The sequence below is a fragment of the Chitinophaga sp. ARDCPP14 genome, from assembly GCF_051362515.1.
GTDB lineage: Bacteria > Bacteroidota > Bacteroidia > Chitinophagales > Chitinophagaceae > Chitinophaga.
The window spans coordinates 371,982-396,133 of the sequence record NZ_JBKIXB010000003.1 but is presented as its reverse complement, the minus strand read 5'-3'; the positions used below and the strand labels follow the sequence as shown (position 1 = coordinate 396,133).

Here is a 24,152-nt window from a genome sequence, read left to right as displayed (position 1 = left end):
CGGTTAAGGCTGTACGTAAGAAATACTTCTTGCCATTTCTTTCTGGAATACCGGGTAGCTGTTGAGCCTGGCGTTGTACTGTTCCAGGAAGCTGTTGCTGATCCGGGCATAATCCTCCAGGTACAGGTTCCTGATAAATTGTGCCAGCAGGTTATAAGAGTCCGGGTTGCCCGGCGCCGGCATCGCTATTTTATCGCCGATATGATGCTGCTTCTGTGCCTGGTAACAGCTGTTGAGTATTTTGCCTGTCTGGCAAATCAGGTAGGCATCTTCCGGTTGTTCCTGCAACAGCGTAATGGTTTGATACAGGCTGGACGTATAGTTGTTATTGGTATACGCATACTCAATAGTTTCATAGGAGAATTCCTTCTTCAGTTTTTCAAACATTGCGGGATTAATGCTGTTGTTGTTTGTTTCCCTGCTGTATTCAGCTACCGCCGGCGCCAGTACGTTGATCCGTACTTTACAGTCGGGATGCGTTTTTAATGAATCCTCCACCGCGTGATCGTTTAATAATTGCGCATGGCCACCCAGTAGCAGATCGCTTTTCGCTAACCAACGCGATTGGAAAGGATAGCTTTTCGACCGGAACATCTTTTCAAGACAGGGTTTGATATCCAGGGAGTCGTTATCAATGGTATCCAGTAACGCCAGCGCGGTAAGAGCATCGGCAGTATTAAAGTGACTGTTATGCAGGAATTCCAGTCCCAGCGAATCTGCTTCTGACTCATGATCGCGGCTGTGCCGGCGGCTGTCGAATTTCAGCAGGGTATTCAGTTCTTCAAGATGCTCCTGCTTCCGGTATTTCTCTTTCTTGATTTTCTTTAACTGTTGCTGCACACTTTTTGAGTTGATGTCTGTCACATATTTCTTAATGGAGTTCTCGTTGTGATGCAGGTAGTAATGCGCCAGTTCATGACACAGCACAAATGCCGCCTGGCTTTCGGTTTTCAACTGCCGGAACAGGCCCATATTGAACAGAATAACGCCCTGGCCTATATAACTGGCATTGGGTACGGCCGACCTTGAAAAGTATGCATGTATTTCACGGCCTTGTAGCAAAGGATTGGTTTGCACAATCGCCGTCAGCATGCTGTCGATATATTTCTGCGCAGCAGGAGCAGTATACACTTCCTTCTCTTCAAACTTGGACTTGATATTTTCCCACCGCTTGCCATATATTTCCTTATACATGTCGCGGTTTTCTTTTGGAAGATGACTGATTACATCCTTGTGTTCCTTTTCCAGCTTACTGGAAGCATTATGCAGAAAGGAGGTGTTAACGGTCGCCGGGGTGTAGATGTCCTGTGAATGGGCTTTGCCGGTTAACAGGAACATGGCGGCGAAGGCATACAGCGGGTATGCACAACATAGAAACTTCAATTTCATAGCTTGTAATAGGTATAAGTTCCCGCAAATTAATATTTTTTACATGGGAACTACTATTACTATGTTTATTTTTTTAGCTTGCTAATTTCCGTACACCGCCTGTGTAATAAAATAAATATTCAGCAGCACATATACCAGCAGCACACCTATCGATAAACCGATATCCAGCCGGCGGCTCTGCTTAAACTTACCTGCTTTAATAAGCTGCAACGACCATGCAGAAGAAGTGATCACCACAAAAATAAAGAACAGGGTAATGCCATGGAGGGTATCTACCAGCGTAAAAGTAGTAGAGTCGGGGAGAGAGGAATCAATAATATATTTGTTACCAATGGCGGCAAACAGCGATCCAACACCAAGTCCAAACCGCGAATCAATATTATCAGGGTGAATATAAAAACAGATGTAAGCAATCAGGAAAGAAACGTACATGCCGAGAAACATCTTCCAGAACAACTGGGTAGCATCCCTGTTGATGCCTATTCTCACTGTAAAATTACTGTACTCTGTATGTGGCCTGCCGATATTTTCGTCGCCAAACGCGGTTTCATAGGCTTTTATACCGGTATTGATCCGGAAGCTGTCGATCACCCAGCCTCTCAGCGTAAAGCGCGGGTCAAAATGTTTGCCTAGTGAGTCCACTGAAAACACAAGTGATTTGGCATCAAACTGTGAGTTCTCAATGGAAAACCGCAAACGCTGCCGGTCAAAAGGAAAGTTGTTGATCCTCCAGGAGTCCTTCATCACGCATTGCAGCTTCATCAGCAAATAGATCCGGCCATTGGAAGAGTCGATAGTGGAGTAGGATTTGGTAAAGGTTTTTGCCTGGGGGATTTCCAGGTTCTGTATAAAATCGAACTGCTTGTTTTTATAGGTAAGCCACAACCAGAGGTTGACAGTAAACTCACTTTGTTTGAAGTCGATGTCATGAATGCTGGTAATGTATATTCCTGTTTTAACCGTATCTGGCGGCTCCTGCCGGGCAATAGCAGGAAGGAACAATAAAATAAGGCAGTTGAAAAGCAACAGTGATTTTTTCATCCACGCATCCTTTAGTAGTAAGATAGTATATTTCCGGCTGTTGTGATAAGTTAATGCGGCGTTTTTTTATCTGCCGGGGAGAGTTTTACGGCTTTCACAATCCACGGTAAAGAGATACCCTGCCCGATAAGGGTAAACAACACCACTACCACAGAAATAAAAATGATGGCATTCCGCTCCGGAAAGGGGGCTTCATCTTTCAGTGTCATCGGTAGCCCAATGGCAATGGCCAGTGATACAATACCGCGCATACCGGACCAGCTGATGATCAGGCTGTTCTTGAAATCCAGCAACGCGTTTTCAGTGATCCTGCCTTTGCCCTTTTTGAAAGCCTGGTCTAAATTGATCTGTTGCAGGAATACCCTGCCCATGCGCAATAACAAAGCGGCGAGGGTAATGATAAATCCATAACCGATATACGGCAGGATCTGGTGACTGGGAATACTTTTAATGATATAAGGAAACTGCAGCCCGATGATAATAAAGATAAGCCCGTTCAGCAGGAAGATGATAATATCCCAGATGGACCTGGACTGTTGCTTTAATTTCTCCGGGAAAACTTTCCCGCTGATCCGCGCAATCATCAGCCCAAGCACTACTACTGCAATCACGCCGGAAACATGCAGCTCTTCTGCCATCAGGTAGGTAACAAATGGCATCAGCAGCATAAAGCTGATGGTCACCAGGTCGTTTTGATGCACCCTTTTCAGGATCATCGCCAATATCCTGCCTACTACTATACCCGCCAGCACGCCACCTGCCATCAGCATAACAAATTCCAGGGAGGCCTTCCAGAAAACAAAGGCGGTACCGGTGGCCGCCGCAATGGCAAAATGATAAGTTACCAGTGCCGAAGCATCGTTGATCAGGCTTTCCCCTTCAAGAATGGTCACCGTTTTATGTGAAAGTCCCAGTCCTTTGGTAATGCTCATGGCTGCCACCGCATCTGTGGCCGACAGGATAGCGCCCAGCACAAAAGCCAGCGGCCAGCTCATCCCGGGAATAAGATAATGCGCAATCACCGCTACGGCCCCCGCTGTCAGAAACACCAACCCTATCGCCAATGTACCAATGGTGTTGAAGTTGGTTTTAAATTCCTGTGGGGAGATGTTAAACGCAGCGTCATATAGCAATGGCGGGAGAAATATCAGGAACACGATATCCGGGTTCAGCGTGATATTTGGCAGGGCCGGAATAAATCCGATGCCTATTCCCGCGGAGATCAGCAGCACAGGGTAAGGTAACTTTATCTTGTCTGCCACCGCAGACAGCATAATCATGATGGCCAGTATAAAAATGACGATGCTGTAATTCTCCATAGCATTTGTTTGTGTGCAAATGTATAGTTTTAATGAGATTAGCAGCATCCGTCACCGGCATCCCTCTCAGGATGCTTTACTGATTTGTTGCTCCCGCCATTTAATAAACATAATATGATAGGCAAATTCGAGGTAGAGATGATCGTCCAGCATTTCCAGGAGCAGCATTTTCCGTTTGGCGCTGTCCATTACGGTTTGCTGGATATAATCATATTGCGCCAGTTGCTCCTGCAGCGCAATTTCCATTGAGCTCACCAATGCCTGGAAAGCCTCCATGGGAGTACCGGTAATGAGTTTTCCCTTCGCTGTTTTCTTCAGCTCCTGGATCTTCTGATGGGTTAGCTCCGGCATTTTTATGCCGGGCAGATGAAAAATGTTATCTGGTTTCATAGCAGCTGCTTCACAAGTTAGGTTATGTCAAAAATCAGGGGCCGTTAACCGGCCCTCCTTTAATTAGAGTATAAAAAATTCAAATGGTTACAAAATCCCATAAAAGTTTTTTGTAACTTCTCAGTCGATTTATCATCTAATAAAAGAAGAATGACCACACTGCCGAAAACCGACACCGAAATTGACTACGAATTAATCACTAAAGTACTGGCCGGTGAAGAGCGCCTCTATGAGCAACTGATGCGCCGCCACAATGCCCGCCTGTTCCGGATAGGCATGACCATGCTGGATAATGATATGGATGTGGAAGACATGATGCAAACCACCTATATCAATGCTTATCAGAATCTGGATAAGTTTAGGATGGAATCCGCCTTCGGGACCTGGCTGACCAGGATCATGATTAATGAGTGCAGTCAGTTGCTGAAAAAGAAAAACCGGTTGGGCAGTGAGGATCTATCTGTTTTAGATGATCATCACCCGGCAAATAGTGCCGGGGTAAAAGAATCGCCCGTGGCAAAAGTTATTGATAAAGAATTGGGAAGGGTAATGGAACTTGCCCTGCTCGAAATCCCTGAGAAATACCGCCTGGTATTTGTAATGCGGGAAGTAGAGGGCTTAAACGTGGCAGCCACCGCAGCTGCATTGAATATCTCCGCGGTAAACGTAAAGGTCCGGTATATCAGGGCCCGGCTCATGCTGCGTGGAAAGATTTCCGATTACTATAAAAACGACCTGGTGTTTCCATTCCATCTTATCCGCTGCGACAGAGTGGTTAACCATGTATTGGATAAACTCGGTATCAAATAACCGGTTCACCTGGCAGATTGCTCTACCAGGCTCACTTTAATACGCTTATACATACTTCTTTCATCCAGCGATTTCTCCAGTTCAGACAGGAGCTGCAAAAGGTCTGCGCTGGCCTCGGCCAGCCATTTCCGGTTTTCTTCTTTGATCACCTGCAAAACAGGACCGATCTTTTTATGCATTTGCTTACCGGCAAGCGTCAGGGAAATCAGTCTCCTCCTTGCGTCTTTGGAGTCAGGCGCCGTTTTAATAAGACCATGCGTATGCATCTGCTCCGTAAACTGTACTACAGCAGCATGGCTCAGCTGCAGCGAAGAAGAGATCTCTGTAACCGCCATTACTTTTTCACGGCTCAGTAGTTCCAGGATCAGGTACCATTTTGCTTCAAAGTCCAGATCCGATTCTTTGTATATCTGGCTCACGTCCTGCGACAGGCGCTCTGCCAGCCGTTTTAAACGGGTGGCCAGGGCCAGTTCTTCCAGTTCGGTAACTAAGTTCATGCAATAAATGTATAAATTTTTATCCTGCCCTGCGCTTTTCGTCTTCAGCGCCGCCGGTCTTCCTTTTGACGCCACCGGCTCCAGTTCCGCCAAATTTATAATTGAAGGTCACCGTCGCTACCCGCGTATCCCTTTTCTGCTTAAACGTTTCGCCATAGCCCGTAAGCCGGGTCACTGCATTCGTTTGGTTGGTAAAGAAAATATCGCCCACATTCAGTTTTACAGATGCCTTCCGGTTCCATAACTGCCGCTGTGCGCCGGCATTAACAAACCAGAAGCCCCTGATATCAAGGAAACCGTAATACGCCCGGCTTTCATAACTGCCGGTCACTTCAATGGTAGTCAATGCGTTTACGGTAATGGTATTCACCGAATTGAAATTGAAAGATACCCTGTTCACATTGAGATCGGTATTCACCAGGTTGCCGCTGTAGTGCCCGTAATACACCAGCGCTGTGTTGGTGCTGCTAAGCCATTTACGGATATTTACCGGGAAGCCAAAGCTGAGATTGTAATAATCATACTTAGCCAGGTTCCTGCCGGTTTGGATGACTGCTCCCGGCGCTTCATCCGGCGATAGTACAATAAGGATGTTATCACGGGTACGGCTATACCCTAACTTAGTGGTGTACTGTTGCCGGAAGGTATGCGTAAGCTCAAACGAGTTGGTGATCTCCGGCAGCAGGAATGGATTTCCCGCAGAAGAGGTCAGCGGGTCCAGAAATACTTTAAATGGATTCAGCTGCCGGTAGGAGGGCCGGTCTATTCTGCGGCTCACGGAAAAACCGAGGTCGTGTTTTGCATTGAATTCATAGCCTGCATAGCCGCTGGGGAACAACTGTGTATAGTTCCGGTTAAACTTTTCAGCATTGGTTACCTGGAATCCGTCGGCCAGCGTATTTTCTACCCGGAGGCCCAGCTGCACGCTTAAACGTTTCCATTTCCGGGAAGCGTTTACATAGGCCGCATTGATGTTTTCTTTGTAAATAAAACGGTTACTTTTTCCTTTGTCTAAAACATTGCCGCCGTTACTCCTGTCGAAAAACTGCACATCATTATCTGATTTCACCCAGCTGCTTTTAATACCCGCGTCCAGTTTGGCGCCTATCAGCTTCAGGGGTTGCGTGTAATCCACTTTCACCGACCGGATACTAAGTTCGCCGTTTAAATCACCAAAGAGTGCATAAGGTGTTTTGGTTTCCGCCTGGTACAGATCATAATAACGGGTATTATAATTTTGTTCTTCGGAAGAATTGAAACGGGCATAGTCCAGGTCGGCAGTGAGTTCCCGCCCGCCGGTATCCAGGGTGTGTTTGTAATTCAGGTTGAGGCTCCCGTTCTTCCTGCCGGGATAGTTATCACCCAGCGTAATAAAGGAACCTGTATTTGCCTGGTGCGCATCAACAGATTGCGCCACACTGTTGATCGTAATGTTGCTGGCATTAAACATCCCATTGGCGGCAAAACCTACGACCACATTCTTATTAATGTTGTAATCAGCTCCCACACGCACATTATGGTTATTGTTCCGGTATTTAAAAAAGTTCTGGTAATTGTTACCACCGGTATAGGCGTTGTTTTCATCATAAAACTGCCGGTAAATGGTAAGGTCATTCATATCTTGCCGGTAATTATAATTATAAGAACCGAAAATATTGAGATGTTGTTGTTTGCTATTGAAGTTGAGAGATGGATTAACTTTGGGGTACCTGCCCTGGCTCAGGCTGAGAGACGCGTTCCCGTTAGTGCCGGATTTCTTTCCTTTCTTCAGCCGGATATCTATAATACCGGCATTGCCGGCGGCATCGTACCTGGCAGAAGGATTGGTGATAAGGTCGATCGTTTCAATCTGGCTGGCCGACATATTCCGCAGCATATTGGCCAGGTCCTGCCCCGACATGGGCACCTGTTTGCCGTCGATCATCACGAGCACGCCCTGCCTGCCACGCATGGCAATGTTATCGTTCTGATCAATGGTAATACCCGGTGCTTTTTCCAGTACTTCCAGCGCTGTGCTGCCGGCAGCGGAAATGGAACCCTCCACGTTCAAAACTGTTTTATCGTATTGCTGCTGGATAAAAGGCTTTACCGCTGTAACCGACGCTTCTTTTAATGCGGTTGTCTTTACCTGCAATGTGATAGTACCGGCCGCCGTATTTTTTTCATGCCGGAACGGAGCAGATTCATGTCTCCCGAAAACCATACTCTGCGTGGCAATCACATAACTGCCGGCAGGGATCTGTTCAAACGTAAATCTGCCGGTACTGTCGGCGTATTCAATTTTTACCATCTTCTTATCCGTGGCGTTCAGCAGTTGTATCACCACCTCTTTCAGCAACGCAGGATCATCCGCACGGAGAACGCCGCTGATATTAAAACCAGGAGACTTTACCTGCGGAAAGCAGGGATTTATGTAAGTAGTGACGGAAATTATAAAGGCAATAAAAAAGACTGTTTTCTTTTTCATCTGAAGGGGTTTATTTACTGCTAATGTAGATATTAAGCAGTATTTAAGCACTATAAAAGGAAACCTATTACAGGAAATATAGGTATGTACTTACGGGATGTTTTAGGAGATGATGAGTGGTAAATAAAAAACGGCCGGCAGATACTGCCGGCCGCTCACATTCAGGAAGATTTATTTTTTTTCATAGTGCAAACACACCACGCCTGAATCCGGGAAGGAGGTACTTGCCAGTAATTTCAGCCCTACCCGTTCCCTGATATTTTTAAACAGTGGAATGCCTTCGCCTATCAATACCGGGTTTACAAACAGCCAGAATTCATCTACCAGCTGGTGTTGCATCAGCGACTGCGTGGCGCCGGGGCTGCCAAACATGATGATTTCCTTGCCGGGCAGCTGTTTTAATGCACTTATTTTACCGGCGATGTCATCACTGATCACCGTGGTTTTGTCTTTCTTTAATCCCTTCAGCGTATTGGACAGCACAATTTTATCTACGTTGTTATACCACCGGGAGTGTTCAATGTCATGCTTGCTTGGATTAGGATGGTCGGCGGCAGTGGGCCAGTAGCCGTCCATCAATTCGTAGGTAACCCTGCCATACAAGGCAGTATCTGCCTCGTTGGTACGTTGTGCGGCGAAATCAAATATTTCATCGCCAACACTGATCCAGTCCATTTCTCCGGCAGGTCCGGCTACAAAACCATCCAGGGAAACATGCATGAAGGAAACTATTCTTCTCATAATGATATGTTTTTAAGTACATCACAAACATACCGCGGAAATCGAATACGGATGTGGTGCAATTCTGACATTTATGGGGGAGATTCCGTCAGGGCATTTGCGGATCAAGTCCACCTCAAAGGTGTACATGAAGCCTGCTTAAGGCATAAAACAACAAAGCCTCCCGGAGGGAGGCATTTGTTTATAGATTGTCAGTATTGCCTAAAGTAATTTCAGCACTTCTTCTCCCATAGCATTGGTATTCAGTATTTTATCGGCTGGCGTTTGCTTGTCGGCAATATCCGCGGTGCGGAAGCCTGCTTTCAATACACCATCAACAGCGTTGATCACGGCTTCTGACTCGGCCTTCATACCAAAGGAGATATCCAGTAACAACGCGGCGGATAAGATAGAGGCCAGCGGATTAGCGATGCCTTTACCGGTAATATCATGCGCGGAGCCATGAATGGGTTCGTACACGCCGGTACCATCGCCAATAGAGGCGGAGGCCAGCATCCCCATTGATCCGGCTATCTGCGAAGCTTCATCGGTAAGGATATCGCCAAACAGGTTGGCAGTTACCACCACATCGAAACGGCGCGGGTCCTTGATCAGCAACATAGCAGTGGCATCTACAAACTGGTGCTCCACTTCCACGTCAGGATATTCCAGGGCTACCTTCTGCACTACCTCCCGCCAGAGACGTGAAGTTTCAATCACGTTGGCTTTATCTACGGAGCAGAGTTTTTTTCTCCTGGTTCTCGCCGCGTCAAAAGCTTTGCGGGCAATGCGTTCTACTTCGTAGCGACTGTATTCCGCTATGTCGTAGGCAGTATCGCCGTTATTCTTTCTGCCTTTTTCACCAAAGTAAATATCGCCGGTCAGCTCACGGAAGAAGAGGATATCTGCGCCTTTTAATATTTCAGGTTTAATGCTGGATGCGCCCAGTAATTCATCAAATAATTTGATAGGACGGAGGTTGGCATACAGGCCCAGCTCTTTGCGCATCTTCAGCAGGCCCTGTTCAGGTCTTACTTTGGCAGAAGGGTCGTTATCATATTTAGGATGACCCACCGCGCCAAACAGCACGGCGTCTGATTTACGCATCTTTTCCAGCGACTCATCCGGCAACGGGTTACCGGTAGCTTCAATGGCTACGTGGCCTATCAGCGCTTCGTCGTAAGTAAAGGTGTGACCGAATTTTTCAGCAATCCTGTCCAATACTTTTTTACCTACTGCAGTTACTTCCTGTCCGATTCCATCACCCGGAACTATTAAAATATGTTTGGTAGCCATTCAGTTGTTATTGATAGTTTAGATTAGGTTCAGCATTTTTTGTGTGGCCTTAATGGCAGATACGGTCTGGTCGCTGTCCAGTCCCCGGGTCTTAAACTCTTTGTTGTTCAGCCTCCAGGTAATGATCGTTTCGCACAACGCATCGCTTTTACCGCCGGGAGGAATACGCACTGCGTAATCCGTCAGGGTAGGGAGCTCGCGCTTCAGCTTTTTGTATACCTTCTTCAGTGCATTCATAAAGGCGTCGTACTGGCCATCCCCCTGTGAATGTTCCTCGAATACTTCCCCATCAATGGAGATCTTCACGGTAACAGAAGGGTTCAGGTTTTTGGAGTGGGTAAGCACATAGTTTTCTACGGTCACCTTTTCCTCGATCCGGTTGCTGTCCAGCACATCAGAAATGATATAAGGCAGATCCGCCTGCGTGAGCACTTCTTTCCGGTCGCCCAGTTCAATGATCCGCTGCGTTACTTTCTTCAGATCAGGATCCGACAGTTTAATGCCCAGCTGTTGCAGGTTGTTTTCAATATTGGCTTTACCGCTGGTTTTGCCCAGTGCATATTTGCGGGTACGGCCAAATCGTTCCGGCATCAGGTCACTGAAGTACAGTTTATTCTTTTTGTCGCCGTCGGCATGGATACCGGCTGTTTGGGTAAATACATTTTCCCCTACAATCGGTTTATTCACCGGGATGCGGAACCCGGAAAAGGTTTCCACCAGTTTGCTCACGGTATACAACGAGGTTTCTGCCACGGCGGTTTTTACCTCCGGCAAAAAATCGTTCAGTACGGCGATGGCGCTGGCCAGCGAAGCGTTACCGGCCCGTTCGCCCATACCGTTGATGGTAAGGTGAATGCCGTGCGCGCCTGCTTTTACGCCTTCCAGTACGTTGGCGGTACCAAGATCGTAATCGTTATGCGCATGAAAATCAAAATGACTTTTCGGGTAGCGTTGCACGATGTCGGAAACAAATGCTTTCACTTCATCGGGCGTGAGCACACCGAGCGTATCCGGCAGCATGATCCTTTTTACAGGCACATTTTGCAGGAAGTCGAGGTACTGGAACACATACTCCCTGGAATGGCGCATACCATTGCTCCAGTCTTCCAGGTACACATTGCATTCCAGTCCTTTTTTATTAGCCAGTGCAACAACAGCGGCTACTTCTGCAAAATGTTCAGCAGGCTTTTTCTTTAACTGGTGGGTTAAATGATTGAGCGAGCCTTTAGTGAGCAGGTTCATTACTTTGGCGCCGGCTTTCAGCATCCATTCTACGGAAACGTCGCCATCCACAAAGGTGAGTACTTCCACTTTATCCAGAAAGCCGTTCGCTTTGGCCCATTTGGTAATTGCCTTTACCGCAGTAAATTCACCCTCTGAAACACGGGCGGAGGCAATTTCAATCCTGTCCACTTTTACTTCTGTCAGTAAAAGCTGTGCAATGGTTAATTTTTCTGATGGCGAAAAAGATACTCCGCTGGTTTGTTCACCATCACGGAGGGTGGTGTCCATTATTTCAACGTGGCGCTGGGTCACTGGCATAATACTTATGGAATGTTTTTAGTACAGGCTCTTGCCGGCGAATGTGGTGATTTCGTCTTTCATGGCCTGCAGGTAGTCAATATCATCATAGCCATTCATCATGTTGTGCTTCTTATAGCTGTTGATGGCAAAGGACTCGCTTTCCCCGGTAGCCGGGATGGTGATGGTTTGCGCGTCCAGGTTGATTTCCAATTCCGCTTTGGGATCGGATTCTATCGCTGTGAATATTTTGTCGAGGAATTCAGGACTTACCTGTACGGGTAAGATGCCGATATTTAAAGAGTTGTTTTTGAAGATGTCGGCAAAGAAGCTGGACACTACGCAACGGAACCCATAGTCGTAGATGGCCCACGCCGCATGTTCACGGCTGCTGCCGCTCCCAAAGTTTTTACCCGCTACCAGTATTTTACCGGAATAGATCGGGTTGTTTAAAACGAAATCTTTTTTGGGTGTGCCGTCTGTTTCATAGCGCCAGTCGCGGAACAGGTTGTCGCCAAAGCCGGTGCGCTCTGTCGCTTTGAGGAATCGTGCAGGAATGATCTGGTCAGTGTCCACATTTTCGATGGGCATGGGTACTGCTGTACTCCTTAATATCGTGAATTTATCGTAAGCCATTTTTTGTTGATCGTTTATAAAATTTTGTAAGAAGGGGAATGATTAAGCAATCAGTTCTCTCGGATCGGTTACCACACCTGTTACAGCTGCAGCGGCGGCTACCAGCGGACTGGCCAGCATGGTCCTGGAACCTGGTCCCTGTCTGCCTTCAAAGTTCCTGTTGCTGGTGCTCACGGCGTATTTGCCGGCGGGCACTTTATCATCGTTCATCGCCAGGCAGGCAGAACATCCGGGCTGACGCAGCTGGAAACCGGCTTCTGTCAGGATATCCAGGATACCTTCTTCTTTGATCTGCTGTTCTACGATGTGCGATCCCGGAACGATCCAGGCAGTTACATGGTCTGCTTTCTTTCTTCCTTTTACAATAGAAGCAAATGCACGGAAGTCTTCAATACGACCGTTGGTGCAGCTGCCAATAAATACATAATCTACTTTTTTACCCAGCATGGCTTCTTCCTCGTGGAAACCCATGTACTGCAATGATTTTTCGTAGCTGGTTTTGCTGTCGCCGGCCAGCGCAGAAGGAATATGTTTGGTAATGCCCATGCCCATACCTGGATTGGTACCGTAGGTGATCATCGGCTCAATATCCGCTGCATCAAAAGTATACTCCTTGTCAAACGTGGCGCCTTCGTCGGTACGCAGCGTTTTCCAGTAAGCCAGCGCAGTGTCCCATGCGGCTCCTTTTGGCGCTTTCTCACGTCCATTGATGTAATTGTAGGTGGTTTCGTCCGGGGCAATAATGCCACCGCGCGCACCCATCTCAATACTCATATTACAAACGGTCATACGACCTTCCATGCTCATGTTTTCAAAAACATCACCGGCATATTCCACAAAGTAGCCCGTAGCACCGGCTGCCGTGAGTTTGGATATAATGTAGAGGGTTACGTCTTTCGGCGTAATACCTTTCCCCAGTTTACCCGTTACGTTGATGCGCATTTTCTTTGGCTTCGGCTGCATAATGCACTGGGAGGTGAGTACCATCTCTACTTCAGAAGTACCTATACCAAATGCAATAGCTCCAAAAGCGCCATGGGTGGAGGTGTGGGAATCTCCACATACAATGGTCATACCCGGCAGGGTAATACCATTCTCCGGACCTACCACATGCACAATACCATTTTTTGGATTGCCTAATCCCCAGTGGGAAATGCCATACTTGTTGGAATTGGTTTCCAGGGCTTTCAACTGGTTGGCGGAAAGCGGGTCCTGTACCGGTAAATGCTGGTTAATCGTTGGCGTATTGTGATCAGCTGTGGCAAAGGTCTTTTCAGGAAACATTACCTTTAAACCCCTGTTTTCCATTCCAAGAAAAGCCACAGGGCTGGTTACTTCATGAATAAAGTGGCGGTCGATAAAAAATACATCCGGACCATCTTCAATTTTCCTCACAACATGTGAATCCCATACTTTGTCAAATAAGGTAGCGGGTTTATTGCTCATTTTTTAAAATTTTAAAAGTAGCTACTTGATTGTTCAAATTTATTCATAAAATCTATTTTATTTCAATATTTTTTCTAACAATAAGCAGGAAAAGAGGGCGAAACAGCAGGTAGGACGGGCGTTTGAGCCTGTTTTACAATGTATTGGGTTGATAGTCAGTTATTTGTAATTTTTTGAGGTGGGACTTGGAAACCACCTTATTTTGGGTAAATGCGTACGGTTAGTAATATGTGAAGGAGATATATACTGTGGAAAAACATAATGTGTCCGGTAGAATGATTCAACTCGTTTTCCGGTAATTAAAGATCGCCCATCCGTTTAACAGCACTGCAAACAGGATAAGATACAACAGCTCCATCTGCACATCGGCAAAACCACTGCCTTTCAGTACAATCATCCGGATTACCTTGATGAAATGTGTCACCGGGGTTAAATTGGCGATCACCTTTGCCCAGGGCGGCATACTGTCTACCGCCGTGAATAGCCCGCTCATCAGCATAAAGATCATCATAAAAAAGAATGCCACAAACATCGCCTGCAACTGGTTATTGGTATAGGTAGATACCAGCAGCCCGAAGCCCAGCAATGCTACCAGGTACACCGCGGCAAATACATACAATGTTACAAAACTCCCCACCGGCCAGATGCCGTATATTCCCCAGGCCACCAGCAAGCCAAGCGTAAACACAATCATGCCCACTACCCAGAAGGGAATCAGTTTTCCCAGAATAAACTGCCACTTCTGAATCGGCGTTACATTGATCTGCTCTATCGTGCCCACTTCTTTCTCCCGTACAATATTGAGGGCCGACATAAAGCCGCCGATCAGCGTAAGCAACAGCACCAGGATCGCCGGTACAATATAAAACCGGTATTCCGCCAGGGGATTAAACCAGTTGGAGTAGGTAATATCGATGATACCAGCCGCCGGCATCATGTTCCCGCCAATATTAACCGGGATATTCTTATTGAAGTCGGTAATCACCGTCATGAGGTAATTACCGCCAATAGCCGCTTTGGTGCCGTTAATCGCATCTACGGATACCCCTACACGCTGTTTCCCTTCCCTTATCAGGTTGCTTTCAAAATTTGGTGGGATCTCCAGCACTACATCGGCTTTTTCCCTTTCAATATAGGTGATGGCGCGCTGAAAGGAAGGCTCGGCAGCCACTATTTTAAAGTAACCGGAGGCGCCTATCTTGGCAATCAGCTGCCGGGAATAGGAACTGTGATCATTGTCCACCACCGCAAGGTTTACGCTCTTCACATCAAAGTTCATCGCCAGGGGAAGAATGATCAGTTGTATGACAGGCATCGCAAACATCATCGCCAGGATCGTTTTGTCCCGGAAGATCTGCCTGAACTCCTTTTTTAATAAATAACCCAGCACTTTCATGATAACCGCGTTTTAAAATTTTTAAGCGCAATAGTGAGCAGCGCAATGGTCATACCCAACAGCACCAGTGTTTCTTTCCAGACATATTCAAACCCAAGTCCTTTCAGCATCACCGATTTAATAATCAGGAAATACCACCGGGACGGAATAATATTGGAGATGAGCTGGAAAACCTTTGGCATATTTTCTATCGGGAACATAAAGCCCGTAAAGATCATGGTGGGAATCATCAGCCCCATCATGGATAAAAGCAAAGCCGTTTGCTGCGAGTTGGTCGTATTGGAAATCATCAATCCGAACGATAAACAGGTAATGATAAACAACATGCTTTCCATAAACAGCAGCAGGATACTGCCTTTAATGCCCACATCCAGCACAAACACCGCCAGCACCAGGATCAGGGTAAAATTGAGCAGCGACAGCACCAGGTACGGAATGGCTTTGGCAATAAGCACCATCAGTGGTTTAAAGGGAGATACCAGCAATATTTCCATGGTACCCAGTTCTTTTTCACGCACTACAGACACAGAGGTGAGGGCAGTACATACAATCATGAGCACCAGGGCCATTACGCCGGGAATAAAATTCAGGGAGCCATTGCCTTCTTCGTTATACAGCATTCTCGATTCCGGAACAATGACATAAGGCAGTTGTTGCGAGGGACTGATCTCCTGCTGGTAAGCTGTGGTGATAGCAGTGATATAGTTTACCACGGTTTTTGCGGTATTGGGATCGGACCCATCTGCAATAATTTGCAGCTGCGCTTTGCCACCGTGCCGGAGGTCGTTGCCAAAACCGGCAGGGAAAATGAGCGCGCATTTTGTGGTACCTTTTTTAAAGGAATCTTCTATATCGTTATAATCGACAGATGATTCACTGACGATAAAGTAGGAAGATGATTTTATTTTATGGATTAGCTGTTGTGAATTAGCATCCCGGGAATGATCAATCACCATCAGCGTAATATCTTTCACCTCACTGGTCAGTGCAAAACCAAACAGCATAATCTGCGCTACCGGCAAGCCAAACATGATCAGTAAGGTCCGTTTGTCACGGAATACATGGAAAAATTCCTTCCGGATAAAAACAAGAAGCTGTTTCATAAAAATGTTTTAGTCGCCCGACCTTTTGGCCCCACGGGCCAACCGGTAAAATACTTCGTCCATATTTTCTGCCTTAAACTGCGCTTTCAGGTTAACAGGAGAATCCAATGCCTCTATCTTTCCATCCACCATAATGGTAACACGGTTACAATACTCCGCTTCATCCATATAGTGGGTGGTTACAAAAATAGTAATGCCACTTGCCGCCGCTTCATAGATCATGTCCCAGAACTGTCGCCTGGTAACAGGATCCACGCCACCGGTGGGTTCATCCAGGAACACAATCCGCGGCTGATGAAAGATGGCTACTGAAAACGCCAGCTTTTGTTTCCAGCCTAACGGGAGCGCCCCTACGAGTTTTTTTGCTTCAGCGGTGAGCCCCAGCTTTTGGATCAGGTTATCGCTTCTTTTACGGATTTCGGTGGAGGAAACCCCATACACGCCGCCAAAGAATTCAATGTTTTCCACTACCGTCAGGTTTTCATACAAGGAAAATTTCTGGCTCATGTAACCGATATTCTTTTTGATGGATTCTGTTTGCTTATATACGTCAAAACCGGCTACGGTAGCCTCGCCGGAAGTAGGGTGGGAGAGCCCGCAGAGAATCCTCATGGCAGTAGTCTTGCCTGCTCCGTTGGCGCCCAGGAACCCGAAGATCTCTCCTTTGTTTACTTCAAAAGAAATCTTATTGACGGCATAAAAGTCGCCAAACCGCTTCGTAAGGTCCTTGCATACAATCACTTTTTCTTCCATGATACCCTGTTTTAGGCCTGGTTCATTAACCGGATAAAGCTATCCTCAATGCCCGGATGAATTAATTTTATGGCTACGTGTGTATGTCCCCGTTGGGTGATGTTACGCTGCAATGCCTCTATATCAGCGCCGGCGTCTTTCAGCGTAATATGAATGTATTCCCCAAAAGCAAAGCTGCTGTCCACTTCCGGCATGCTGCGCAGGTCCGTCAGCAAGTGATAGATATTGTCCGCCTTGATGGCATAGAGTTTCACCGGGAACCTGGACATGATATTATCGGGCGTATCTACCGACATGATCTTACCATTTTGTATCAGTGCAATCCTTTCACAAAGCACGGCTTCGTCCATGTAAGGAGTAGACACCACGATGGTGATACCTTGTTGCTTCAGGTACTTCAGCATGTCCCAGAACTCTTTCCGGGATACTACATCCACGCCGGTGGTAGGTTCATCAAGGAATAATACTTCCGGTTTGTGGATCAGCGCGCAACACAATGCCAGCTTTTGTTTCATACCTCCGCTGAGCTTTCCGGCCCTGCGATCGCTGAAGGGTTTTATCTGTTCGTAGATATCCTTAATGAGTTCGTAGTTATCTTCAATCGTGCTCCCGAAGAGGGTGGCAAAGAAATCGAGATTCTCTTTTACGGTCAGGTCCTGGTACAGGGAAAATTTCCCCGGCATATACCCGATCCTGTTACGTATTTCTCTATAGTCTTTTACGCAATCATAGCCGCGCACGGTGGCCGTACCTTTGTCGGGCAGCAACAAGGTAGTGAGGATGCGGAAGACGGATGTTTTGCCGGCGCCATCAGGCCCTATCAGGCCAAACAGTTCACCTTCCTCCACCTGCAGTGAAATATCATCCACTGCCAGCACCTTACCCTTGTCGTAAGTTTTGGTGATATGGTCCAGTGTTACTGCGCTCATTTGGATGCTTTATTTATCAGCATTTCACCATACATACCTATTTTCAGATAGCCGTCATTTTTTACCCTTACCTTGATGGCATACACCAGGTTAGCCCGTTCATTTTTTGTTTGAATGGTTTTAGGGGTAAATTCAGATTTATCGGAGATCCAGGTAATTTCACCGGTGTATGATTTATAGTTCTTTTGGCCCTGGTCAATGCGCGCCTCTACCTGTTGACCCAGTTTAATTTGAGGAAGCGTAACGCCGGTTACATAAGCTTTCAGGTAAAGGGTATCGATATTGGCGACTTTGTACAGCGGTTTACCGACGGTGGCCATTTCCCCCTGCAGCGCATATTTCAGCAGTACTACACCACTCACCGGGTTAATGATCTGTCCTTTATGGATCTGTTCTGCATATTGGGCCAGTGATTTTTCCAGCGGTGCTTTTTCACTGAGTATGCTGCGGTTCTGGGTAGACGTATTGGAGTTGTTGAGCTTCAGTTGTTGCCGGGTCACGCTGATTTGCCGTTCCAGCTGCACAATGAGGGCATTGATATCATCCAGTTGTTTCTGTGTGGCGGCGTCGCTTTTTACCAGGTTCTCCGTGCGTGTTCTTTCCCGGTATTGTTGTTGCAGCTGTGCTTCCTGCACCAGCAGCTGCCTGCGCACCAGTTCTGTTTGCGGCACCGGGTCCTGGGTTTTTTCTTTCAGCGCATTGATAGATGCCTGCACCTGTTCCCTTTGAAGGGTGGGGATGGTTACGTCAATTTGTCCAACGGTTTGCCCGGCAGTGAGCTTGTCGCCTTCTTTTATAACGAAGGACTGTATTTCACCGGTTTGTTCGGCAGATACGATCACTTCATCTGCTTCAAAGTTGCCGGACGCATCGAAATCGTTTTTGCCGCTTCCGCAGGCATTGATCATCATCACAACGGCTATACCAAGTATCATGTTGTATTTCATATGCAATAATTAATCAGTTCCCGGAGGTGTTTTTATAATTGTATTGAGCCTGTAATAATTGTATGCTGTGGAGGATACGTGATTGTTTCGCCAGGTTCTCCGCATTCAGCTGGGAGATGTAATCATGTACGGTGATAACGCCGTTGTCCAGCTGTGCCTGCGCGGATTTCCTGACAGAGGAGCGGAGCGTAATGGCGCTGTCATCCTGTTCTATCAGGGTGGCAAACTTATCAATATCCTGGTTTTGTTGCTGGAGGTTCATGCTGGTATTGAACAGGAAAGTTTCCTTGCTTACATCCAGGTTTTGCCGGTTGATGTCCAGCAGCTGCCGGTTGTTTTTCAGCGAGTAGAGGCTGCCTAAAGACCAGTTCAGGCGTACGCCACCCAGCCACCAGGTGCCGAATTTATTGTCGATAATATTCAGTGTGGGCCGTCCATAGGCGCCCTGGATAAAAGCGCTCAGTTTGGGAAGGTAACCGGACTGCAATTGTTTTTCCTGTACGTCGAAGGCTTTTTTCTGAATATCATAGTAAGTAATTTCCGGTCGATGTATACCTTGTTGTGGCGTCACTGGTGCAGGCCATGCCAGGCGGGTGCTATCGTTCAGCGGCTGATGGATGAAAGCCGACAGCATTTTCATATAGGCCTTCCTGTTAGCGCTGAATTCAGTGGCGGCCATCTCGGTATTCATAATTTCCGCTTTCAGTTCATCCACATTGCTACGGTAGGCCACACCGTTGTTGAGCGCCGCCTGCATCTTATCCGTGGCGCTTTGCAGGTCAGCTTTCCTGAGCCCGTTTTGCTCCAGCTGTGCCTCCATCAGTAATATTCCGAAATAGAGTTGCGTAATCCGGTCGCGGATGGCGTAAAGGTTTACTTCCAGTTGCTGTTGCTGTATGGCTTCGTTGGCACGGCTGCTTTCCTTTTGCAGTTTGCTTACGCCGCCATCATAGATCTGCTGGGAGATCTCCGCCTGTATTTTATATTGGTCTTTGCTCAACGAAGGGAATGTCACGCCGGGCAATGAAGGGATTGCCTCGCCAAAGTTGATGGTCTCCGACTGGTACGTTGCCTGTCCGCTTACGGTGAGTTGTGGTAAATACAACTTCCCTGCATTTTCCACCGAATACCTGCTGCTGCGTGCGATCAGGTCATACTGCCTGATCAGCGGATAATTCTGGCGGGCCAGGGTATAGCACTCTTCAATGGTAAGGGTGGCAGGCGCCTGGCTCCATGCCCTGCCCACCGCAGGCCCCAATAATATGAAACAGCACAAAGCTTTAAATAAGTTCATAGTGCAATATTCAGTTTGAATTATTGTTTTGAAAAGTTGTTCAATTTCCGGGCAAAAAAAAGCAGCTATTTCAGCATGCCTTTAATCCAGATGGGTATCAGCTTTCTCCGTTCTTCCATCAGCGCGGTGAATTCTCCCGGTTTCACCACCTTGTTCCTTTCCAGTAAGGGCCTGGCCAGGAAAGGCATTACCACAAAGCCTATCAGGTTCATCATTAACTGTATCGGCTGGATGCTCAGCTTACCTTCTTTATGCAGCGCCGCTAATTGTTTAAAGAAATGAGACTGGAAGATGGCATTTTTGCGGTTGTCTTTCAACAACTCATCCGTGCCGGCAAAAATCTCATTCACCATAAATAACGGGAAGTCCGGATTCACCAGCAACAGGTTAATATAGTGATTAGCTACCTGTTCCACTTTCTGCTGCACGCTTAACTGTTCGTTATTAAGGATCAGCGTTACCGTGGTAATCAATTTCTCCACGATCTCTGCCATCACAAACTGGAACAACTTTTCCTTGCTGCGGAAATAATAATTGACAAGCGACAGGTTGATATCAGCCTCTGCTGCAATATCCCTTACTTTGGTAGCCTGGTAGCCTTTCTTGGTAAATACAGTTCTGGCCGCGGCTTTAATCCGCTCTTCGGTGGAAGCATCCATATTTCCCTTCTTTTCACTTACCGCCATAGTCTGGTTTTGAGTTTAATATTTTACAAAGATAGTAAATTGAACAACTTTTCAAAACATTTGTTCAATTTTATGAAATAGTCATTTCTGAAGTTGTTTTGCAGTACCTTTAATCAGATCCTTACCTATATGAAGCTACCCGTTATACATGGTTATATTGACCGCCGCATCCTGGTGAATTTTACCGTGGACCCGGAAGCCGTTCAGTCGCTGTTGCCCGCACCTTTCCGCCCTAAAATTTACAAAGGCAAAGCCATTGCCGGTATCTGCCTGATCAGACTGAAACATATTAAGCCTAAAGGCTTGCCTGATTTTATGGGCATTTCCTCGGAAAATGGCGCCCATCGCATTGCAGTAGAGTGGGAGGAGAACGGTATTACGAAAGAAGGCGTTTATATCCCACGCAGGGATACCTCATCGAAGCTAAACGCCCTTGCCGGCGGACGACTGTTTCCCGGGAAACATCACCTGGCGGATTTTCACGTAAAAGAGGCCGGCGGGCATTTTCATATTGATTTTACCAGCTCAGATAAAACCTCTATCTCCATCGACGCACGCAGCACCAGCGAGTTTCCCGCGACCTCTGTTTTTGAAACGCTGGAAAACGCCTCTGCATTTTTTGAAGGTGGCGCTGTTGGTTATTCTCCGAATAGTCAGCAGTCGCTCGACGGGCTAAAGTTACAAACCTATCAATGGAAAGTAAGCCCGTTGCAACTGCTGCACGTAGCTTCCAGTTTTTTTGAAAATACAACGGTGTTTAAGAAAGGAACGGTTGCATTTGACAATGCCCTGCTCATGACCCGAACCGAACACGAATGGCATACCCTTACCGGTTGTCCTCAACCATAGCCGTACATACCGGATAATAAACACATAACGGGAGGCGCCATTGCATTCCTTGAGAATGTTTTTTATTTTGTTTTTCGAACAATGTAAAACCCACTCAATCGGAATATAAATGGACTCACGCAGAGAATTTCTAAAAAAATCTTTATTACTATCCGGTGCAGCAGGCTTGTCAACCATGATGCCCGCATCCATTCAACGGGCACTGGCCATAGATCCTGCTCCCGGCAGCACTTTCCACGATGCGGAACATATTGTGATCCTCATGCAGGAGAATCGTTCGTTCGATCACTGCTTTGGTTCTTTACAGGGCGTCCGGGGTTTTAATGATCCGCGCGCCGTATGCTTGCCGGACGCAAAACCGGTATGGTTTCAAACCAACGCCCAGGGTGATACCTACGCACCTTTCCGGCTGAATATCAAAGATACCAAAGCCACGTGGATGGGAGCATTGCCCCACTCCAGGCCCAGCCAGGTAGATGCCTACAACAAAGGCCGCTACGATAAATGGCTCATCGCAAAAACACCCGGCAACAAGGAATATGCGGCCATGCCTTTAACAATGGGGTACTATACCCGTGAAGATCTTCCTTTCAACTACGCAATGGCAGATGCTTTCACGGTATGCGACCAGAACTTCTGCTCGGCTATGACCAGCACCACGCCCAACCGCTCCTTTTTCTGGACGGGCAAAATTGTACATGAAGTAGACGGACTGCCAAAAGCACATATCCGGAACGATGACTTCAGCTACGGGAAACTACCGTGGAAAACATTCCCGGAATTACTGGAGGAAAATAATATCGCCTGGAAATTTTACCAGAATGAAATCAGCTGCGGTGGCGGATGGAAAGGAGAGGAAAGGGCATGGCTCGCAAATTTTGGCTGTAACCTGCTGGAATTTTTTGCGGCCTATAACGTGAAGTTCTCTGAACGGTATGTAAACGGATTATTGAAACAGGTGGAAACCCTGCCGGACGAAATCAATAAACTCCAGGAAGCCAGCCCTTCTTCGGATGCCGCCGCCGAAAAGATCCGCACCGATATCTCCAAAAAACAAGCGGTGCTGGACAATGCTACCCAGGAACTCCTGCAATGGAATAAAGAAAGCTATGAGAAATTAACGGATCAACAGAAATCGCTGTACCAACGCGCTTTTGTAGTGAATAAAAACGATCCCGCCTACCGGAGCGTAACAGCCGTAAATTATAAAGACGGCTCAAAGGAACGCACCATCACAGTGCCCGCCGGCGATGTACTCCACCAGTTCCGAAAAGATGTGAACGAAGGCGCATTGCCTCAGGTATCGTGGCTGGCAGGCCCGCAGAACTTCTCCGACCACCCCAGCGCCCCCTGGTATGGCGCCTGGTACGTATCCGAAATACTCGATATCCTCACACAAAAACCGGACGTCTGGAAGAAAACTATTTTCATTGTTACCTATGATGAAAATGATGGTTACTTCGATCATGTGGTGCCTTTCTCTATCTGCGATAACAATAAACCCGGTACTGGTAAATGCTCCGCCGGAATAGATACGGAGATAGAACAGGTGAGACTGGCGCATGAACTGAAACAGGGCATAAGTGAAAAGCAGGCCCGGGAAGCCCCGGTAGGACTGGGATTCAGGGTGCCTATGATGATTGCATCGCCCTGGAGCAGGGGAGGAAAGGTATGCTCACAGGTATTTGAGCATACTTCTACTTTACAATTCCTGGAAACATTTTTTAGTAAGAAGCTAAACAAACAGGTACACCTGGATAATATCAGTCAGTGGAGACGCACCATCAGCGGTGATCTTACCGCAGCCTTCAGTCCGTTTAATACCACCACACCAGCCAAACAGATTTTCCTGGACCAGCGCCGTGTAGTGGAAAATATTAATAACGCCCGCTTTAAATCAGCACCCGCAGGCTTTAAAAAGGTTACCGGTGAAGAGATAAAAGCCTTTGCTAACGGCAACGGCACTACGATCTTACAACAGGAAAAAGGTACCCGCCCTTCCTGCGCATTGCCTTATGAACTGCTGGCGGATGGTCAGTGGAAAGCCGGTGAGCAGTTGCTGACGCTGAAAATGAAAGCCGACAAACAATTGTTCGGCGACCGGGCACATGGCGCGCCTTTTACTGTATACACCAACCTCCCTTACAAAGACGAACAAACCGGTGAAACAGAAACAGGAAGAACCTGGTCGTTTGCAGTGGCAGCCGGAGACACGATCACCTATGAGTGGCCCGCCAAAGCCTTTGCGGATAACCGTTATCAGCTGCACCTGCACGGCCCCAACGGATTCTACCGCGCATTTGAAGGCTCCGCAAAACATCCGCAGCTGGACCTGGAGCTGGGTTATGAAATAAATGGCAAGCTGAAAAAGAAAGCAACCGGCAATCTTGTTTTACGTGTAGCCAATACCGGTAGCAGTGCACGCGATTTCAGTATCACAGACAATGCCTACGGCGGAAAAGTAATCCAGCGGAATGTTGCCGCCGGCGCCACTTTGGAACTTGTATTGCCATTGCAAAAAAGTCATGGCTGGTACGATTTCAGTGTACAGGCTGCTGGCTTTGATACTTTTAGTCAACGGTATGCAGGAAGAGTGGAAACAGGAGAAGAAGGGATAACAGATCCGTTTATGGGAAGAGTATAAAAAGAATCCGGGAGGATTT

Annotated in this window: 21 protein-coding genes; 3 read left to right on the top strand and 18 right to left on the bottom strand. The window is 47.1% G+C overall.

Going from position 1 to position 24,152, the window contains the following annotated elements; genetic code table 11:
* Window positions 1–3: 3 nt before the first annotated feature.
* The 4 genes from ACLHR0_RS10730 to ACLHR0_RS10715 all read right to left on the bottom strand — a co-directional run bounded on the left by ACLHR0_RS10730 (window position 4) and on the right by ACLHR0_RS10715 (window position 4,139).
* The gene (locus ACLHR0_RS10730) at window positions 4–1,389 is read right to left on the bottom strand and encodes a M48 family metalloprotease (protein WP_436486441.1); all 1,386 of its coding nucleotides are present in this window, start codon (window positions 1,387–1,389) and stop codon (window positions 4–6) included.
* 81 nt (window positions 1,390–1,470) lie between these two features.
* A complete protein-coding gene (locus tag ACLHR0_RS10725) occupies window positions 1,471–2,430 on the bottom strand; it encodes a hypothetical protein (RefSeq protein WP_370910774.1) in 960 nt (319 codons plus the stop codon).
* Window positions 2,431–2,480: 50 nt separating this feature from the next.
* Window positions 2,481–3,749 carry a Na+/H+ antiporter gene (locus ACLHR0_RS10720; protein ID WP_429048302.1) on the bottom strand — a complete coding sequence of 423 codons (1,269 nt, stop codon included), beginning with the start codon at window positions 3,747–3,749 and terminating at the stop codon, window positions 2,481–2,483.
* 66 nt (window positions 3,750–3,815) lie between these two features.
* The gene (locus ACLHR0_RS10715; RefSeq protein WP_370910776.1) at window positions 3,816–4,139 is read right to left on the bottom strand and encodes a hypothetical protein; all 324 of its coding nucleotides are present in this window, start codon (window positions 4,137–4,139) and stop codon (window positions 3,816–3,818) included.
* 150 nt (window positions 4,140–4,289) lie between these two features.
* On the opposite strand from ACLHR0_RS10715, the gene ACLHR0_RS10710 reads away from it, so the two are divergent.
* The gene (locus ACLHR0_RS10710) at window positions 4,290–4,949 is read left to right on the top strand and encodes a sigma-70 family RNA polymerase sigma factor (protein ID WP_370910777.1); all 660 of its coding nucleotides are present in this window, start codon (window positions 4,290–4,292) and stop codon (window positions 4,947–4,949) included.
* A gap of 5 nt (window positions 4,950–4,954) precedes the next feature.
* Here the strand turns inward: ACLHR0_RS10710 and ACLHR0_RS10705 are convergent, their stop codons facing one another.
* From ACLHR0_RS10705 to ACLHR0_RS10640, 14 genes are all read right to left on the bottom strand, one after another.
* Window positions 4,955–5,446, bottom strand: coding sequence for a MarR family winged helix-turn-helix transcriptional regulator (locus ACLHR0_RS10705; RefSeq protein ID WP_429048300.1), 492 nt, complete (start codon window positions 5,444–5,446; stop codon window positions 4,955–4,957).
* Window positions 5,447–5,465: 19 nt separating this feature from the next.
* The gene (locus tag ACLHR0_RS10700; RefSeq protein WP_436486438.1) at window positions 5,466–7,913 is read right to left on the bottom strand and encodes a TonB-dependent receptor domain-containing protein; all 2,448 of its coding nucleotides are present in this window, start codon (window positions 7,911–7,913) and stop codon (window positions 5,466–5,468) included.
* Window positions 7,914–8,084: 171 nt separating this feature from the next.
* Window positions 8,085–8,654: a dihydrofolate reductase family protein gene (locus ACLHR0_RS10695; RefSeq protein ID WP_370910780.1), complete on the bottom strand. Its 570-nt coding sequence runs from the start codon at window positions 8,652–8,654 to the stop codon at window positions 8,085–8,087.
* A gap of 201 nt (window positions 8,655–8,855) precedes the next feature.
* Window positions 8,856–9,929 carry a 3-isopropylmalate dehydrogenase gene (gene leuB, locus ACLHR0_RS10690; RefSeq protein WP_436486436.1) on the bottom strand — a complete coding sequence of 358 codons (1,074 nt, stop codon included), beginning with the start codon at window positions 9,927–9,929 and terminating at the stop codon, window positions 8,856–8,858.
* A gap of 18 nt (window positions 9,930–9,947) precedes the next feature.
* On the bottom strand, window positions 9,948–11,471 hold the full coding sequence (locus ACLHR0_RS10685) for an alpha-isopropylmalate synthase regulatory domain-containing protein (protein WP_436486434.1): 1,524 nt from the start codon (window positions 11,469–11,471) through the stop codon (window positions 9,948–9,950).
* Window positions 11,472–11,489: 18 nt separating this feature from the next.
* Window positions 11,490–12,086 carry a 3-isopropylmalate dehydratase small subunit gene (leuD, locus tag ACLHR0_RS10680; protein ID WP_370910783.1) on the bottom strand — a complete coding sequence of 199 codons (597 nt, stop codon included), beginning with the start codon at window positions 12,084–12,086 and terminating at the stop codon, window positions 11,490–11,492.
* Window positions 12,087–12,128: 42 nt separating this feature from the next.
* Entirely contained in the window at window positions 12,129–13,532 is a 1,404-nt protein-coding gene (leuC, locus tag ACLHR0_RS10675) for a 3-isopropylmalate dehydratase large subunit (protein ID WP_370910784.1), read from the bottom strand.
* A 280-nt stretch (window positions 13,533–13,812) separates the two neighbouring features.
* A complete protein-coding gene (locus tag ACLHR0_RS10670) occupies window positions 13,813–14,928 on the bottom strand; it encodes an ABC transporter permease (protein WP_436486432.1) in 1,116 nt (371 codons plus the stop codon).
* Window positions 14,925–16,031, bottom strand: coding sequence for an ABC transporter permease (locus tag ACLHR0_RS10665; protein WP_436486431.1), 1,107 nt, complete (start codon window positions 16,029–16,031; stop codon window positions 14,925–14,927). Before ACLHR0_RS10665 ends, ACLHR0_RS10670 begins: the two co-directional genes overlap by 4 nt.
* 9 nt (window positions 16,032–16,040) lie before the next feature.
* Window positions 16,041–16,784 carry an ABC transporter ATP-binding protein gene (locus ACLHR0_RS10660; RefSeq protein WP_436486430.1) on the bottom strand — a complete coding sequence of 248 codons (744 nt, stop codon included), beginning with the start codon at window positions 16,782–16,784 and terminating at the stop codon, window positions 16,041–16,043.
* Between the two features lie 11 nt (window positions 16,785–16,795).
* On the bottom strand, window positions 16,796–17,713 hold the full coding sequence (locus ACLHR0_RS10655) for an ABC transporter ATP-binding protein (protein WP_436486428.1): 918 nt from the start codon (window positions 17,711–17,713) through the stop codon (window positions 16,796–16,798).
* On the bottom strand, window positions 17,710–18,660 hold the full coding sequence (locus ACLHR0_RS10650; protein WP_429048286.1) for an HlyD family secretion protein: 951 nt from the start codon (window positions 18,658–18,660) through the stop codon (window positions 17,710–17,712). Before ACLHR0_RS10650 ends, ACLHR0_RS10655 begins: the two co-directional genes overlap by 4 nt.
* Window positions 18,661–18,673: 13 nt before the next feature.
* Window positions 18,674–19,954: a TolC family protein gene (locus tag ACLHR0_RS10645; protein WP_429064472.1), complete on the bottom strand. Its 1,281-nt coding sequence runs from the start codon at window positions 19,952–19,954 to the stop codon at window positions 18,674–18,676.
* A 65-nt stretch (window positions 19,955–20,019) separates the two neighbouring features.
* Window positions 20,020–20,640, bottom strand: coding sequence for a TetR/AcrR family transcriptional regulator (locus tag ACLHR0_RS10640; RefSeq protein ID WP_429048283.1), 621 nt, complete (start codon window positions 20,638–20,640; stop codon window positions 20,020–20,022).
* A gap of 129 nt (window positions 20,641–20,769) precedes the next feature.
* Between ACLHR0_RS10640 and ACLHR0_RS10635 the strand changes: the two genes are divergently transcribed.
* Complete coding sequence (locus ACLHR0_RS10635) at window positions 20,770–21,489, top strand: DUF2071 domain-containing protein (RefSeq protein ID WP_429048281.1); 720 nt, start codon at window positions 20,770–20,772, stop codon at window positions 21,487–21,489.
* Between the two features lie 109 nt (window positions 21,490–21,598).
* Window positions 21,599–24,133 carry a phosphocholine-specific phospholipase C gene (locus ACLHR0_RS10630; protein ID WP_436486424.1) on the top strand — a complete coding sequence of 845 codons (2,535 nt, stop codon included), beginning with the start codon at window positions 21,599–21,601 and terminating at the stop codon, window positions 24,131–24,133.
* Window positions 24,134–24,152 lie beyond the last annotated feature (19 nt).

What these genes read in the sequence shown, in the direction of transcription:
- ACLHR0_RS10730 (WP_436486441.1), bottom strand. Translation starts at nt 1,389, where the DNA reads ATGAAATTGAAGTTTCTATGTTGTGCATACCCGCTGTATGCCTTCGCC.
- ACLHR0_RS10725 (WP_370910774.1), bottom strand. Translation starts at nt 2,430, where the DNA reads ATGAAAAAATCACTGTTGCTTTTCAACTGCCTTATTTTATTGTTCCTT.
- ACLHR0_RS10720 (WP_429048302.1), bottom strand. Translation starts at nt 3,749, where the DNA reads ATGGAGAATTACAGCATCGTCATTTTTATACTGGCCATCATGATTATG.
- ACLHR0_RS10715 (WP_370910776.1), bottom strand. Translation starts at nt 4,139, where the DNA reads ATGAAACCAGATAACATTTTTCATCTGCCCGGCATAAAAATGCCGGAG.
- ACLHR0_RS10710 (WP_370910777.1), top strand. Translation starts at nt 4,290, where the DNA reads ATGACCACACTGCCGAAAACCGACACCGAAATTGACTACGAATTAATC.
- ACLHR0_RS10705 (WP_429048300.1), bottom strand. Translation starts at nt 5,446, where the DNA reads ATGAACTTAGTTACCGAACTGGAAGAACTGGCCCTGGCCACCCGTTTA.
- ACLHR0_RS10700 (WP_436486438.1), bottom strand. Translation starts at nt 7,913, where the DNA reads ATGAAAAAGAAAACAGTCTTTTTTATTGCCTTTATAATTTCCGTCACT.
- ACLHR0_RS10695 (WP_370910780.1), bottom strand. Translation starts at nt 8,654, where the DNA reads ATGAGAAGAATAGTTTCCTTCATGCATGTTTCCCTGGATGGTTTTGTA.
- leuB (WP_436486436.1), bottom strand. Translation starts at nt 9,929, where the DNA reads ATGGCTACCAAACATATTTTAATAGTTCCGGGTGATGGAATCGGACAG.
- ACLHR0_RS10685 (WP_436486434.1), bottom strand. Translation starts at nt 11,471, where the DNA reads ATGCCAGTGACCCAGCGCCACGTTGAAATAATGGACACCACCCTCCGT.
- leuD (WP_370910783.1), bottom strand. Translation starts at nt 12,086, where the DNA reads ATGGCTTACGATAAATTCACGATATTAAGGAGTACAGCAGTACCCATG.
- leuC (WP_370910784.1), bottom strand. Translation starts at nt 13,532, where the DNA reads ATGAGCAATAAACCCGCTACCTTATTTGACAAAGTATGGGATTCACAT.
- ACLHR0_RS10670 (WP_436486432.1), bottom strand. Translation starts at nt 14,928, where the DNA reads ATGAAAGTGCTGGGTTATTTATTAAAAAAGGAGTTCAGGCAGATCTTC.
- ACLHR0_RS10665 (WP_436486431.1), bottom strand. Translation starts at nt 16,031, where the DNA reads ATGAAACAGCTTCTTGTTTTTATCCGGAAGGAATTTTTCCATGTATTC.
- ACLHR0_RS10660 (WP_436486430.1), bottom strand. Translation starts at nt 16,784, where the DNA reads ATGGAAGAAAAAGTGATTGTATGCAAGGACCTTACGAAGCGGTTTGGC.
- ACLHR0_RS10655 (WP_436486428.1), bottom strand. Translation starts at nt 17,713, where the DNA reads ATGAGCGCAGTAACACTGGACCATATCACCAAAACTTACGACAAGGGT.
- ACLHR0_RS10650 (WP_429048286.1), bottom strand. Translation starts at nt 18,660, where the DNA reads ATGAAATACAACATGATACTTGGTATAGCCGTTGTGATGATGATCAAT.
- ACLHR0_RS10645 (WP_429064472.1), bottom strand. Translation starts at nt 19,954, where the DNA reads ATGAACTTATTTAAAGCTTTGTGCTGTTTCATATTATTGGGGCCTGCG.
- ACLHR0_RS10640 (WP_429048283.1), bottom strand. Translation starts at nt 20,640, where the DNA reads ATGGCGGTAAGTGAAAAGAAGGGAAATATGGATGCTTCCACCGAAGAG.
- ACLHR0_RS10635 (WP_429048281.1), top strand. Translation starts at nt 20,770, where the DNA reads ATGAAGCTACCCGTTATACATGGTTATATTGACCGCCGCATCCTGGTG.
- ACLHR0_RS10630 (WP_436486424.1), top strand. Translation starts at nt 21,599, where the DNA reads ATGGACTCACGCAGAGAATTTCTAAAAAAATCTTTATTACTATCCGGT.